This window comes from Campylobacter sp. RM9334, from assembly GCF_020138145.1.
Classification (GTDB): domain Bacteria; phylum Campylobacterota; class Campylobacteria; order Campylobacterales; family Campylobacteraceae; genus Campylobacter_E.
Map to the genome: position 1 here is coordinate 42,021 of NZ_JACGAX010000008.1, position 13,907 is coordinate 55,927.

Consider the following 13,907-nt stretch of genomic DNA (forward strand, 5'->3'; position numbering starts at 1 on the left):
CTTATAAAGCCAATAACGCAGTTATAATTAAATTAGCACCCGCAACAGGTAATAATATTAAATAACTCATTCTCATAACTTGATCAGCCCTTAAATGTGGGAAAGTCCCCCTAGCCCAAAAATACCAAGAAAATACAAAGCATATTTTTAAAATCATAGCAATAGCGCCTGGTATGAAATAAAAATCGTTATATCCACCTAAAAATAATAAAGTAATCAAAATTGAGCCTAAAATCATACTAGCATATTCGCCTATAAAAAACATTCCCCAGCGAAGACCACTATATTCAGTGCCATAACCTGCAACTAATTCAGGGTCGTTTTCTGCTAGACATAAAGGAGTTCTGTTTGTTTCAATAAAAATTGCTATTGTAAATAAAACAAATGCAATTGGTTGTTTAAATACTAACCAAGATAAAATTCCACCTTCTTGATAAGCGTTAATATCAACTAAGCTCATAGAACCAGTTAATAAAACAACAGCTAATAAGCAAAGACCACTAACACCTTCATAAGATATGATAGTAACAAGCCCCCTAGCACCACCTATTAAAGGATATTTACTAGAACTTGACATACCACCTAAAAATATAGCATAAGCACAAAGTGATGAGCATCCAGCAATGTATAAAACCGCTATATTTACATCAGCAATAATTGGTTTTATCGTATGCCCAAATAATGTAAATTCAGGAAAAATCGGCACAGCAGCAAAAGCCATAAAAGCACAAATTGCTGATACTAAAGGAGCTACTTTAAATACTTTACTATTTGTCATATATGGGATTAAATCTTCTTTTGTAAATAATTTAATCATATCAGGAACAATTTGTAAAACACCAGCAGGTCCTACCATATCAGGCCCAAGTCTTCTATGAACATAACCTAAAACCTTTCTTTCTAAATAAGTTGCAAATCCAGCTAATGAAGCAAAAATTGCAATTACTAAAAGACATTTAATCAGCGTAACGATTATAAAAAACATAGTCTCACTCATAGCTAATTTCCTTTATATTTAACGCATAGTAGCGTCTTGTTTTAAAGAATTTATAAGGATTAATCTTATCATCAAAAGTAGGTAAATAAGCACCATTTTCAATATTCTTATCTAAAACTACTTTTATAATAATTTCATCTTTATCATCATAAATCTTAACCATAGAATTTTCTTTTAAATTATGTTTAGCTAGATAATCTTTACTTGCGTAAAGTGAAGCACATTCGTTAAAAAAGCTTGATTTATTGGTGTATTTTGATAAATTTCCAATTGGATTTGCAAGTATTACAATATCATCTTTTTTACATTCGCAAGTTGATTTTATATTTTGTGGAATTTGATTATCTTGTTTTAAATTCTTTACAAACTCACAAGTATCAATTAAATACCCACGATGATTATTTCCTGCATTATCATAATGATTTGTCAAATCATCAAAAGCAATATTTAAAAAGCCTTTATCTTTAGGTAATTGCTCTGTATATTCAATCGTATAAAGTGCATCTAATCCAAGAGCATTTGCTAAATCATTTAAATAATATCCTTTAAATTTAAGTGCAGCATTCGTAGGAACAAGCCTTTTATCATAATTTACAAATGTTCCTTCTTGCTCAAGTAGATTTGAACTAGCAAGATTATTATGCTCATCATTTGAAAACGAAAAATCTCCACGCTCATTATATCCTAGAGTAAAACCATCACTAGCTTTACTTAATTTACACAATAAACTTACACCTAAAGTATTAGTGCGTGGTGGGATTAACATAACTTTAAAATCAGTTAATTTTTGAATATTTGCAAGTAAATACGCTAAATATTTTGCATTTTCATGGTAAAAATAATCATTTCCGATAATTAAAGTAAAATTAGCTTTTTTAAGTAATAAATCTTTTAATTTATCTTCATCAAATCCTAATTCTTTAGCTAGGCTTGATTTTTTGATTGTTTCTTGCTTTTTCTCTTTAATCTCATTGCCTTCAGCATCTTTACTTTTAACTTCTACTTCAATTTGTTCTTCATAAAAAGCGTCTTTGATATATGCTAAATCCTGCGGCAAGTCTTTTGCAAAATATTGTAAAATAAATTCTAAAACTTGAGCTTCTTTACCATAATCACAATTTACACTTACGAAATTCTTAGCAATTTTTGAAAATTTTGTATCTTTAATAGGATGAAAATAAAGCCCAGCACCCTTATTCATAACAATTGCATTATTTACTTTATAAGATAAAGTAGGATTATCGTGTCTTAAAAAACTTCCTGCAATTACGATAAAATCAGATTTTTTAACATCATCACTACTTGCATTATAAAAACTACCTGAATGAGCGCAAAAAGTCTTTAAGAAATCTTGAAAACATAAAGCTTCATTATTTACTAAATTAAAGCCATATTTTTGTCTAAGTAATTCTAAAATATATGCTTCTTCATTTGTTATATAGCTATTAAATTTCACATTTTTAATTTTATTATCTTTAAACAACGATACTAAGCGATTAAACTCTACTTCATCTTTACCTTTACAATCGCTTGCTATATCATAAGCAAATCTTGCAGCCTTATTTAAAGTAGTAAAATGAAAATCATTTGAAACTCTATAAACCATCTTAGTATTATCTTTAATACTTTTTTGTTTAACATCATAATACATAAGCTCACAATCACTACTATGTGGATTACTAGCAGGTATGCGAGTAAGTTCCCAAGCATTTGAGCGATATTGAAAATTCTTATTAATAATTGCACCAGTCGGACAAACGCTAACACACTCAGCACATTCTTGACAATCTAAAGTCGTTCCATTTTGTGGAGCTATTAGTGATTTTTGAAATTTTGTCCAAACTGCATAAGCATCTTTACTCATAGTATCTTTAAAATCTTTATCAGGTGCATCTCCACCACGAGCTATAGTTTTTAACTCACTATCTCCGATTTTGTCCTTACATACGGTAATACATCTTTCACAAACTATACAAAGACTTGGGTCATATTGTAAAGCACCCCAATCTTGATGTCTTCTATCTATTTCTTTTATCCAATGATTTTGAGTATCTACTTGTGCTTTATGCGTGAAATTCTGTAATTCACATTCTCCACTTTTATCACAAACTCCGCATTGTAATGGGTGATTTATGCAATAAGTTTGCATAATAGCATTTCTTTCGTCCCATAATTCTTTAGTATTGCTTAATACCTGCATTCCATCTTTTACTTTAGTATTACAAGCGTATGAGCGTTTGCCATCAATTTCAACCATACACATTCTACAAGCTAAAGTTGGGCTGCAATCATTTAAATAGCAAATTGCAGGTATGAAAATATCATTAGCACGAGCAACTTGTAAAACATAATCGCCATCATTAGCTAAGCATTCTTTACCATTAATGTTAATTTTCATTGCTTACTCCTTTAACCACACAAGGACTAAACGCATAAGCATTATCTTTTTTACTTAATGCAAATAATCCTTTTAAACTATTATCAATTTTTACTTTCTTTTTTAATGTTTTAGTTTTTGTTTTAATTTCTACTAAATCAAATTCTTTAATTTTTGCAAGATTTGCAAAAGCTGGACTTACTATAAAATCATCATTATCTAAACATTCATATAAAATAAGCCCATTATTATCATCTAATTCAACCAACTCAACATCTTTTAATTCATAATCAAACATAAGTTTTAAATCAAAATGTTTAGCCAATTTACTTGCAAAATAATATATATTTTTGTCTTTATGATAAAGCAAATTACTATCTAATAAAATTAAATCAGCACTCTTTAAAAATTCTAAAATCTCACTAGCTTCTTCTTCTCCAAAACAACTCTCAGCACTAAGTTCGCCTATATCAAATTCGCTTAAATTAAGCATAGTGCAAAACAATGCTAAAACATAGCTTTCGGTTCCTAGTTCGCATTTATAAAATTTTTGTTTTAATCTCTCATCGTAAAAACTACCGATATTTACTATTTCATCTTGGCTAAAATGACTTAAGACTTCTTTACTTGCATAATTTAAGAAGCTTAATATTTTCATTTTGCTTCCTTTTTAATAACTATAGTCCAATCACTTTGATTAAACTTAAGTGAGTTCATCATCTTACAATTATTATTAGCTACAAATTCATAAGATTTATCAATATTAGAAAAATCTCCGATTTCAAATAAAACAACCAAAACTTCATTAGCTTTAGCATTATCAATATGAGTTTTTAAATCAGCAAATAAATCTTTACTTTTTCTAAGGTCAATTCTTCTCATCTATCAATCTCCCCTAAAACAATATTTGTTGAACCCATAATAGCCACAACATCAGCCACATAAGTTCCAACCAAAAGCTCTTCATAAAACGAACAATGCCAAAAACTAGGAGTTCTAGCTTTAAGACGATAAGGTCTAGTTGAACCATCACTTTTAATAAAATATCCAAGCTCTCCTTTAGGACTTTCTGTTGGCACATATACATCTCCAACAGGTGGGCGAAGACCTTGAGTAACTAATACGAAATGCTGCATTAAAGAATAATTTTGGGTCATAATTTGTTCTTTACTTGCACTTACAAATTCTTTATTGTTGCAAATTAATTCAGGAGAACTCTCTCTATACATAGGCACTAATTGTCTAAGTATTTTTACACTCTCACGAAACTCTTGCATATAGCATTTATATCTTGCGTAAGTATCTCCTTGGTTTGCAACGGGAACACCAAATTGAACTTCATTATAAAGTAAATATGGCTCTTCTTTTCTAATATCCCATTCAATTCCACTTCCACGAAGCATTACGCCACTACAACCCCAGCTTAATGCTTGTTCTTTTGTAACAACCCCAACGCCTTCTGTTCTAAGACGCCAAATTCTATTATCATCAAGTAAGGTTTCATAATCTTTTACATCGTTTAAGAATTTATCACAAAATGCTAATAATTCTTGAGTAAAATTAGCTGGTAAATCAAGCATTGCACCACCTATTCTCATAGATGAATGTGTAAGTCTTGCACCACAATATTTTTCTATTAAATCCATAACATATTCACGCTCTCTAAAGCAATATAAAAATACAGTCATTGCTCCAATATCAAGTGCGTGAGTTGCAAGCCATAATAAATGACTAGCAAGTCTATTTAATTCTAATAACATCATTCTAATGATTTGAGCTCTTCTAGGAATTTCTAAACCACAAAGCTTCTCAACAGCTGCTACATAAGCATAGTTATTTGCACTTGCTGCTACATAATCCATTCTATCAGTAGTTGGAATAAATTCTTGATAAATCATATTTTCAGCCATTTTTTCCATACCACGATGCATATAACCAATCATTGGAGTGCATTTAACTACTTTTTCCCCATCAAGCTCTAACACTAATCTTAAGTTTCCGTGTGAGCTTGGGTGCTGAGGACCAAGATTTATAATCATTCTGCCATCTTCTTTACTAAAGGCTACATTTTCATAATAAGGTTTTAACTTTGATGGTATTTGCATTATCTTCTTCCTTCTATGAATTTTGAATCAGCACGCTTAACTTTCTTAACAAACATTACGCCTTCATCTTCTTGATATTCTTGTTTATAAGCAATACTAATAGGCTCAGCTCCTTTTGGAACTTCGTGATAAATTCTAGAAAAATTATTTGTATCATTACAATCAACTCTTCCTGAATCACGATTTTCAGGCCCTACAACTTCACGATATTCCTTACCAAAAATTCTATCTATTTCATACCATTTGGCAAATTCATCTCCTTCTAAAGGATAAGATTTTTTAAGTGGATAATCAAACCAATCATCAGGCATTAATAGTCTTTTTAAGTTAGGGTGATTAATAAAATTTACACCCAACATATCATAAGCTTCTCTTTCAGACCAATTTAAACCCTTAAATACACAAACTCCACTTTCAATAGTTTCATCTGCTTTACAGGTTGTAACTATTCTAAGCCTTTGCTTTTTATTCATATTTAATAAAAGATATTGAACTTCATAAGAATTATCTTTAGCTAAATAATCAGAACAAATCAATTCAGTAAAAGTTGTAAAACCTAAATCTTTAGCCTTTCTTAAAGCCTTTAAATTATCTTCTTTATTGATTATAAAAACTGCAATATCAAGCTCAATAAAAGAATTTAAAATAGAAAAATTATTATTAAACTCATCAAATAAATATTCAAATTCACTACCTTTTATATCAATTTTAGTAGTTTGTGGTGCGTGATAAAATCTATCTTTGTAGTAGTCTTGCTTTTGCGCATTAATCTTGTCTTTATATTCTCTCATTACACCAACCTTTTTGCTGCTATTTTTTTAGATATTTTTTCTTTTCTAATTTTCTTTTGAAGTATCATTAAAGCAAACTGAAAACTTTCAGGACGTGGAGCACAACCAGGAACATAAATATCAACAGGAACTATCCTATCAACACCTTGAACCGTTGAATAAGTATTAAACATACCACCAGTGTTTGCACAACTACCAACAGATATAACCCACTTTGGATCAGGCATCATATCGTATAATCTTCTTGTAAATTCTGCATGTTTTTTACTAAGAGTTCCAGCTACAAGCATTACATCGCTATGTCTTGGACTTGCTCTAAAAATAGTTCCAAATCTATCAAAATCATACCTTGAACCACCACCAGCCATCATCTCAATAGCACAACAAGCAAGACCATAAGAAAATGCCCATAAAGAGTTACTTTGACCCCAACCAACTAACTTATCTACCGAAGTTAAAGCTATTGGCATTCCATTTGTGTTTAATTGATGCTCTGCCATTGTAACGCTCCTTTTTTATACGCATAGATAAAACCAACTAAAAGTAAAACAAAAAAACAAACCATTTCAATCAATGCAAAAAGTCCTAATTGCTTATACATTAAAGCCCAAGGATACATAAAAACAACTTCTATATCAAATAATATAAAAATTAAAGCAAAAATAAAAAATTGTGAATTTATTTTAACTGCTTGTTTTTGCGGTAAAGGTCCGCACTCATAAGGTCCTAAGCCTAATTTTTTTCTATTTTTTCTAGCTAAAGAATTTCCTATTGTTTTTGCTAAAAAAACTAGTCCAAAAAATAAGCCTGTAGCAATAACTAACATTGCTAAAATGCCGAAATACTGAATATCCACATCTGAACTAGACATTTTAATTCCTTTCAAAATTTTTTTGGATTTACTAAAAAATAATTCGTAAATGATAGTGAAAAAAACTTAATTATTTCTTGTTCTCAATTAAGGTTAAAAGTATTAAAACTTTTTTAAGAAAAATATTATATAATCACGACTTTTTAATAAATTTTTTGAAAGGATGAAACGTGCCTACCATAAATCAATTGGTTAGAAAAGAACGCAAAAAAGTGATTGTTAAATCAAAATCACCAGCGTTAAAAGATTGCCCACAAAGACGTGGCGTTTGTACAAGAGTTTATACTACAACTCCTAAAAAACCTAACTCAGCGTTAAGAAAAGTTGCAAAAGTTAGATTAACAACAGGATTTGAAGTTATTAGTTATATTGGTGGTGAAGGACACAACCTACAAGAACACAGCATCGTTTTAGTGCGTGGCGGAAGGGTTAAAGACTTACCAGGTGTTAAGTATCACATCGTTCGTGGTGCTTTAGATACTGCAGGTGTTGCAAAGAGAACAGTTTCAAGATCAAAATATGGAACAAAAAGACCAAAGCCAGGTCAAGCAGCAGCTCCTACAAAAGGCAAAAAATAAAAACGAGTTTCACAGATTTGCAGCTTAGATATGCGGCATAATTTGAGTAAATTATAATTTAAAGTTGAAGAGGAAAAAATGAGAAGAAGAAGAGCACAAGTTAGAGAAGTTCTAGCTGATCCTATTTATGGTAGTAAAGTAATTACAAAATTTATTAATTCATTAATGTATGATGGTAAAAAATCTGTTGCTACTGAAATTTTATATGGTGCGATTGATTTAATATCGTCTAAAAATAGCGAAATTAAAGGTATAGATATATTTAATGATGCTATTGAAAATGTAAAACCTGTTTTAGAAATTAAAGCACGCCGTGTTGGTGGTGCAACTTATCAAGTTCCTGTTGAAGTTCGCCCTGTTCGCCAACAAGCACTAGCAATTCGCTGGATTATTCTAAACGCTAGAAAAAGAAGCGAAAGAACAATGATTGAAAAATTAGCAGGTGAGTTAATGGATGCAGCAAATAGCAAAGGTGCAGCATTCAAGAAAAAAGAAGATACTTACAAAATGGCAGAAGCGAACAAAGCATTTGCACATTATAGATGGTAAAAAGGAGTTAAAATGGCAAGACAAACTCCTTTATCTCGTGTTAGAAATATTGGTATTGCTGCGCACATTGACGCAGGTAAAACTACAACATCAGAAAGAATTTTATTCTTTACTGGTATGAGTCATAAAATTGGTGAAACTCACGAAGGTACAGCTACAATGGACTGGATGGAGCAAGAAAAAGAGCGTGGTATTACAATTACTTCAGCTGCTACAACTTGCTTTTGGAAAGACCACCAAATCAACCTAATTGACACCCCAGGCCACGTTGACTTTACTATTGAAGTTGAGCGTTCAATGAGGGTTTTAGATGGTGCTGTATCAGTATTTTGCTCTGTTGGTGGAGTTCAACCACAAAGTGAAACCGTATGGAGACAAGCAAATAAATATCATGTTCCAAGAATAGTATTCGTAAATAAAATGGATAGAGTTGGAGCAAATTTTTATAATGTTGAAGCACAAATTAAAAATCGTTTAAAAGCTAATCCAGTTCCAATTCAAATTCCAATTGGTGCTGAAGACACATTCCGTGGTGTAGTTGATTTAGTAAAAATGGTTGCTTATGTTTGGGATGATGATAAAAAACCAACAGATTATACAGAAATTGAAATTCCAGCTGACTTAAAAGAAAAAGCTGAAGAATATAGAACAAAATTAGTAGAAGCAGTTGCTGAAACTAGTGAAGAACTAATGGATAAATACCTAGGTGGAGAAGAATTAACAAACGATGAAATCTACAAAGGTATCAAAAAAGGTTGCCTTGACTTATCAATTATTCCTATGTGCTGTGGAACTGCATTCAAAAATAAAGGTGTTCAACCACTACTAGATGCTGTTGTAAAATACTTACCAGCTCCTGATGAAGTTGCAGATATTCGTGGTCAATATGAAGACGGCACAGAAACAAGTGTTAAATCAACTGATGATGGCGAATTTGCAGGATTAGCATTCAAAATTATGACTGACCCATTCGTTGGACAACTTACTTTCGTTCGTGTTTATCGTGGAAAACTTGAAAGTGGTAGTTATGCTTACAATGCAACAAAAGATAAAAAAGAAAGAATTGGTCGTTTATTAAAAATGCACTCAAACAAGCGTGAGGAAATTAAAGAACTTTATGCTGGAGAAATTGGTGCTATCGTAGGTCTAAAAGATACATTAACAGGTGATACTTTAGCAAGTGAAAAAGATAAAGTAATTTTAGAAAAAATGGATTTCCCTGATCCTGTTATTAGTGTTGCAGTTGAGCCAAAAACTAAAGCTGACCAAGAAAAAATGGGTATCGCACTTAATAAACTTGCACAAGAAGACCCAAGCTTTAGAGTTTCAACTGATGAAGAAAGCGGACAAACTATTATTTCAGGTATGGGTGAATTACACCTTGAAATTATCGTAGATAGAATGCTTAGAGAATTTAAAGTTGATGCTGAAGTAGGTAAGCCACAAGTTGCTTATCGTGAAACAATCCGCCAAAGTGTTGAGCAAGAATACAAATATGCAAAACAATCTGGTGGTCGTGGTCAATATGGACATGTATTCTTACGCCTTGAACCACTTGAGCCAGGTAAAGGATACGAATTCGTTAATGATATTAAAGGTGGGGTTGTTCCAAAAGAATATATTCCTGCAGTTGATAAAGGTATTCAAGAAGCATTACAAAATGGTGTTTTAGCTGGATATCCTGTAGAAGACGTAAAAGTTACACTATTTGATGGAAGTTATCACGAAGTTGACTCAAGCGAAATGGCATTTAAATTAGCTGCTTCAATGGGCTTTAAAGAAGGTGCTAGAAAAGCTGGTGCTGTAATACTTGAACCTATTATGAAAGTTGAAGTTGAAACACCTGAAGATTATATGGGTGATGTAATTGGAGATTTAAATAAACGCCGTGGTCAAGTAAATAGTATGGATGAGCGTGGTGGAAATAAAATCATCGCAGCATTCTGCCCACTTGCTGAAATGTTTGGATATTCAACTGACTTAAGAAGCCAAACACAAGGTCGTGCTACATATTCAATGGAATTTGACCACTATAGTGAAGTTCCAAGAAATGTTTCTGAAGAAATCATCAAAAAAAGAAATATGTAATATCTAAACTAGGGATTTTAATCCCTAGTTCTTCAAAAAAATAATAATCAAATCTTTTAGTCCTCATAGCTCAGCTGGATAGAGCGTAGAATTCCTAATTCTAAGGCCACAGGTTCAAATCCTGTTGGGGACACCACTTAATATTTATTTGAAAATATATTTAAGCTTCTAAAGTATTTTTTATAATTATTATATATTTTTATCTTTACTTATAAAAACATATAATAAGACTTAAAATATTTAAAAAATTACTAAGAAACAATCATAAATAAATAGCGAGTGATAAAGCATAAAACCTAAAAGGCACAAAGAAAGCGTTTCTATTGTATATATGTAAGAACAAACTATAACCAATCTAATAATTTAACTAAATGTATAAGTGATTTTGCATTCTCTTTATTAATTATTATTAAAAAATACTCTTAATATTTTAAAATATTAATTCTAATATATTTAATCGATTTTAAGCCTAATATATTGATTTGTATACTAAAATTGCAAATGCTAATGCAGTATAATTTATGTATTTTAATTCTAAAATGTTTAAATATATCATTTCCAATTAACTAAACTTGCGATTATCAACAATCTTAAATATTCACGGATAATACTATGATTATTAAATGTAAACAAGATAGAGAAAATAATATTGTAATTATTAGCATATAGATTAAAGCTTTATACCATAAGTTTAAATAAATATAAGAGCAGTTGCAATACTTGAAATAAAAAAAGCTTTTATTACCAATAAAAAACATATATTATAAATTAAATACTACAAACCCTATCATTATTTTATAATACTATCGCTATACTTTTCTAATTTATAACATATACTTAAAATAATCATCTATATATTATTTATAAATAATTTAAAATAATACTTTTAAAATTTTATAAAATAATATATAAAAAATATATATTTGTTTAAATTAATAGTATGAAAAACTATATTAATTTATTTTAATAAAATTAATAATTTAGGTAATTAATTAATAAATATTATTAAAAGATAATATATTTTATTTAATTATTAATATTAGTTAGTATAATTCAGTTTTAATTTATTTTTAAGGAGATTTTATGACTTTTACAAAACCTAGCGATAGGCGTTTGACTTTATCTTTTTGGATTGGAATTCTAGCTGGAATATTCGGTGCTATTGTTAAATGGGGCTGGGAAGTGCCATTTCCACCAAGAAATCCTAATTTTGTTTGGCCTCTTGATGCATTAGAAAGAACCACTCCACCTAAAATATTTTTAGAACAAATTGGTATGCCTACTGATTTTACTTATATGTTTTCAGGTATGGATATGCCTTTATCAATTTTCATTGTTCATGTTGGATTTTCAATCGTATTTGGTGTTATGTATTGTATGATTGCAGAAATTTGGCCTCGTATTAAAATGTGGCAAGGTGCTGTATTTGGATTCTTCGTATATTTATTCGCGCATGTAATTGTAATGCCTTTAATAGCACAAGTTCCTCCTTTATCACAAATTCCATTTGATGAACATTTATCAGAAATATTTGGACATATTGTATGGCTATGGGGAATGGAAATAGTAAGAAGAGATATAAGAAATAGAATTACAAAATCACCTGATATTGAATAAACTTTACACACCTTTTTTAGGTGTGTAAATTAATTTTTACTTGCACTAGCTTTTATAGCTTTTATAAAAGCACTTCTAACAGCTTCATCTTCTAAAACATTAACACCTTTTATACTAACTCCAGCAGGAGAACATACGCCTTCTTTAATTAATGCTGGATGATTATTAGCAATTAAACTCTCAAAACTGGCAAATAATGATTTTACCAACTCATAAGCTTTATCGTTTTTAAGCCCTATGCTAACTCCACCATTAGCTAAAGCTTCAGCAACTAATGCTAAAAACGCAGGGGCACAACCATTAATAGCCATAGCTAAATTAAGCTCATTTTCATTCTCACATTCTATTGCCACCCCAAAACCTTTAATAATATTTAAAGCTAAATCAAAATATTTATGAGTTTTATCTCCTACATAAGTAGTGCAAGATTTATTGTATTCAGCAGCAATATTTGGCATAATTTTTAAATAATATTCAGCTGAAATTACTTTTAAACTATCAATACTAATTCCTGCTAAAGGACTAATGATAATTTTTGCAGTTTTACCTAAAAATTTTTTACTAACTTCATCTAAATTATATGGCTTAAAGCATAAAATACAAATCTTATTAGCAATATCAAATTCTTCATAAGAAATACAATTTTTAATACCTACATTTAATTTATTTCTTACTACAAAAACCACATTAAAATTTGAATTCTCTAATCCTTTAGCAATAGCTTTCGCCATTTTGCCATTGCCAAGGATATAAATATTTTCATTCATTGCTTTAGTTCATTCATATTTTGTTGTAAGAAATTTTTAATCTTTTCTGTTGGATGATAGAATGGATATTGAGTTGGGTCTAAAATAATTTGTGCCATAGTGTTATTATCGTGGTTTAAAATCACCGGAGCTAACATATTTATAGTAGATTCTTCAACACTTTTATTTAAAATCAAAATATTATAAATTTCAATATTTGAACTAGCTGTAACTTCAAGTAAAGCTTTGTAAGAAAGTGGCATATCAAATTCGTATTCTTTACAAATAGCATAAGGATTTAACATAGTAAATGTAAAACCTCTACCATCAACACTCTTTAATCTTGCGAAACAATCATACATTTTTTCTAACTCTACTTTTGTAGTATCTTCAAAACCTAATATAGGAAACTTAACTTCAAATATCATTATTTCTCCTTTAAAAAAATATCCTAAGTATATAATAAATATTTAACATTAGAACTTATAATCGCCTTTTTAAAGGAAAATAAATGAAAAAACTTAATATTTTTTTACTAATTTTAACGATATTTTTTAGCGCTTGTGCTAGCAATAAAAAAGATATGTTTGATGATTATAATTTAAGCGATAGTGCTTGGTTAGAAAAAATCATTGAAAGCGTAAAAAAGAATGATTTAGAAAAAGCAGATAGTGATTATATATCTTTATATAGTGAGCATATAAATAGCCCACTTTTAGCAAGTGCTATGTTAATTTTATCACAAGCACACGCAAATGAGCACGAGTATTTGTTAGCAAATTATTACATAGATGAATACATAAAATTATATGGTAATAGCCAAAATTACGAATGGCTAAATTATCTTAAAATTAGAAATAATTTTTATGCTTTTTCATTGCCTAATAGAAATCAATATTTGCTTTTAGACTCAATTAAAGATGCTGATATTTTCTTATCTACTTATAAAAATTCAAAATATACGCCTTTAGTAAATAGCATTAAGACTAAATTAAATCTTACTCAAATTATGCTAGATACTGATATTAGGAATTTATATAGAAGAATGGGACACGATATAAGCGAAGAAATCTATGATAAAAAGATTAAAGATAGTGATTTAAATGATATTAAATATATAAAACCAAGACTTCCTTGGTATAGAAGATTATTTGAAAGCAGCTATGCACTTTGATTTAGGAATTTAAT

15 protein-coding genes and 1 tRNA gene are annotated in these 13,907 nt (G+C 29.8%); 6 read left to right on the top strand and 10 right to left on the bottom strand.

The window, feature by feature from the left end; genetic code table 11:
- Position 1 precedes the first annotated feature (1 nt).
- The 8 genes from nuoH to AVBRAN9334_RS05040 are packed head-to-tail and all read right to left on the bottom strand — an operon-like array spanning position 2 to position 7,141.
- Entirely contained in the window at positions 2–997 is a 996-nt protein-coding gene (nuoH, locus tag AVBRAN9334_RS05005; RefSeq protein WP_214117479.1) for an NADH-quinone oxidoreductase subunit NuoH, read from the bottom strand.
- The gene (locus AVBRAN9334_RS05010; RefSeq protein ID WP_214117480.1) at positions 990–3,395 is read right to left on the bottom strand and encodes an NADH-quinone oxidoreductase subunit G; all 2,406 of its coding nucleotides are present in this window, start codon (positions 3,393–3,395) and stop codon (positions 990–992) included. Before AVBRAN9334_RS05010 ends, nuoH begins: the two co-directional genes overlap by 8 nt.
- Positions 3,385–4,032, bottom strand: a complete 648-nt coding sequence (locus tag AVBRAN9334_RS05015) for a hypothetical protein (protein ID WP_336607173.1) — start codon at positions 4,030–4,032, stop codon at positions 3,385–3,387. The genes AVBRAN9334_RS05010 and AVBRAN9334_RS05015 overlap by 11 nt, the downstream gene beginning before the upstream one ends.
- Positions 4,029–4,256, bottom strand: a complete 228-nt coding sequence (locus tag AVBRAN9334_RS05020; protein WP_214117482.1) for an NADH-ubiquinone oxidoreductase subunit E family protein — start codon at positions 4,254–4,256, stop codon at positions 4,029–4,031. The genes AVBRAN9334_RS05015 and AVBRAN9334_RS05020 overlap by 4 nt, the downstream gene beginning before the upstream one ends.
- On the bottom strand, positions 4,253–5,479 hold the full coding sequence (nuoD, locus tag AVBRAN9334_RS05025; protein ID WP_214149680.1) for an NADH dehydrogenase (quinone) subunit D: 1,227 nt from the start codon (positions 5,477–5,479) through the stop codon (positions 4,253–4,255). The genes AVBRAN9334_RS05020 and nuoD overlap by 4 nt, the downstream gene beginning before the upstream one ends.
- On the bottom strand, positions 5,479–6,270 hold the full coding sequence (locus AVBRAN9334_RS05030) for an NADH-quinone oxidoreductase subunit C (RefSeq protein ID WP_214149681.1): 792 nt from the start codon (positions 6,268–6,270) through the stop codon (positions 5,479–5,481). Before AVBRAN9334_RS05030 ends, nuoD begins: the two co-directional genes overlap by 1 nt.
- Positions 6,270–6,770 carry a NuoB/complex I 20 kDa subunit family protein gene (locus AVBRAN9334_RS05035; RefSeq protein ID WP_214117485.1) on the bottom strand — a complete coding sequence of 167 codons (501 nt, stop codon included), beginning with the start codon at positions 6,768–6,770 and terminating at the stop codon, positions 6,270–6,272. The genes AVBRAN9334_RS05030 and AVBRAN9334_RS05035 overlap by 1 nt, the downstream gene beginning before the upstream one ends.
- Positions 6,752–7,141 (bottom strand): NAD(P)H-quinone oxidoreductase subunit 3, encoded by a 390-nt coding sequence (locus tag AVBRAN9334_RS05040; RefSeq protein ID WP_214117486.1) that lies wholly within the window; start codon positions 7,139–7,141, stop codon positions 6,752–6,754. Before AVBRAN9334_RS05040 ends, AVBRAN9334_RS05035 begins: the two co-directional genes overlap by 19 nt.
- 170 nt (positions 7,142–7,311) lie before the next feature.
- On the opposite strand from AVBRAN9334_RS05040, the gene rpsL reads away from it, so the two are divergent.
- The 5 genes from rpsL (at position 7,312) to AVBRAN9334_RS05065 (ending at position 11,973) form a co-directional block, all read left to right on the top strand.
- Positions 7,312–7,719, top strand: coding sequence for a 30S ribosomal protein S12 (rpsL, locus tag AVBRAN9334_RS05045; RefSeq protein ID WP_214117487.1), 408 nt, complete (start codon positions 7,312–7,314; stop codon positions 7,717–7,719).
- Between the two features lie 78 nt (positions 7,720–7,797).
- Positions 7,798–8,268, top strand: coding sequence for a 30S ribosomal protein S7 (gene rpsG / locus AVBRAN9334_RS05050; RefSeq protein WP_336607174.1), 471 nt, complete (start codon positions 7,798–7,800; stop codon positions 8,266–8,268).
- Between the two features lie 12 nt (positions 8,269–8,280).
- Positions 8,281–10,356 (top strand): elongation factor G, encoded by a 2,076-nt coding sequence (gene fusA / locus AVBRAN9334_RS05055; protein WP_214117489.1) that lies wholly within the window; start codon positions 8,281–8,283, stop codon positions 10,354–10,356.
- A gap of 59 nt (positions 10,357–10,415) precedes the next feature.
- Positions 10,416–10,492: transfer RNA gene (locus AVBRAN9334_RS05060), tRNA-Arg, on the top strand.
- A gap of 947 nt (positions 10,493–11,439) precedes the next feature.
- Complete coding sequence (locus AVBRAN9334_RS05065; RefSeq protein WP_336607175.1) at positions 11,440–11,973, top strand: YagU family protein; 534 nt, start codon at positions 11,440–11,442, stop codon at positions 11,971–11,973.
- A 29-nt stretch (positions 11,974–12,002) separates the two neighbouring features.
- On the opposite strand, the gene AVBRAN9334_RS05070 is transcribed toward AVBRAN9334_RS05065, so the two are convergent.
- Together AVBRAN9334_RS05070 and fliW are read right to left on the bottom strand one after the other, a co-directional pair.
- Positions 12,003–12,740, bottom strand: a complete 738-nt coding sequence (locus AVBRAN9334_RS05070; protein WP_336607176.1) for a pyrroline-5-carboxylate reductase — start codon at positions 12,738–12,740, stop codon at positions 12,003–12,005.
- Positions 12,737–13,147 carry a flagellar assembly protein FliW gene (gene fliW / locus AVBRAN9334_RS05075; protein ID WP_214117492.1) on the bottom strand — a complete coding sequence of 137 codons (411 nt, stop codon included), beginning with the start codon at positions 13,145–13,147 and terminating at the stop codon, positions 12,737–12,739. Before fliW ends, AVBRAN9334_RS05070 begins: the two co-directional genes overlap by 4 nt.
- Before the next feature lie 83 nt (positions 13,148–13,230).
- Here fliW and bamD point away from each other — a divergent pair, with 83 nt between their 5' ends.
- Positions 13,231–13,893: an outer membrane protein assembly factor BamD gene (gene bamD / locus AVBRAN9334_RS05080; RefSeq protein WP_214117493.1), complete on the top strand. Its 663-nt coding sequence runs from the start codon at positions 13,231–13,233 to the stop codon at positions 13,891–13,893.
- Positions 13,894–13,907 lie beyond the last annotated feature (14 nt).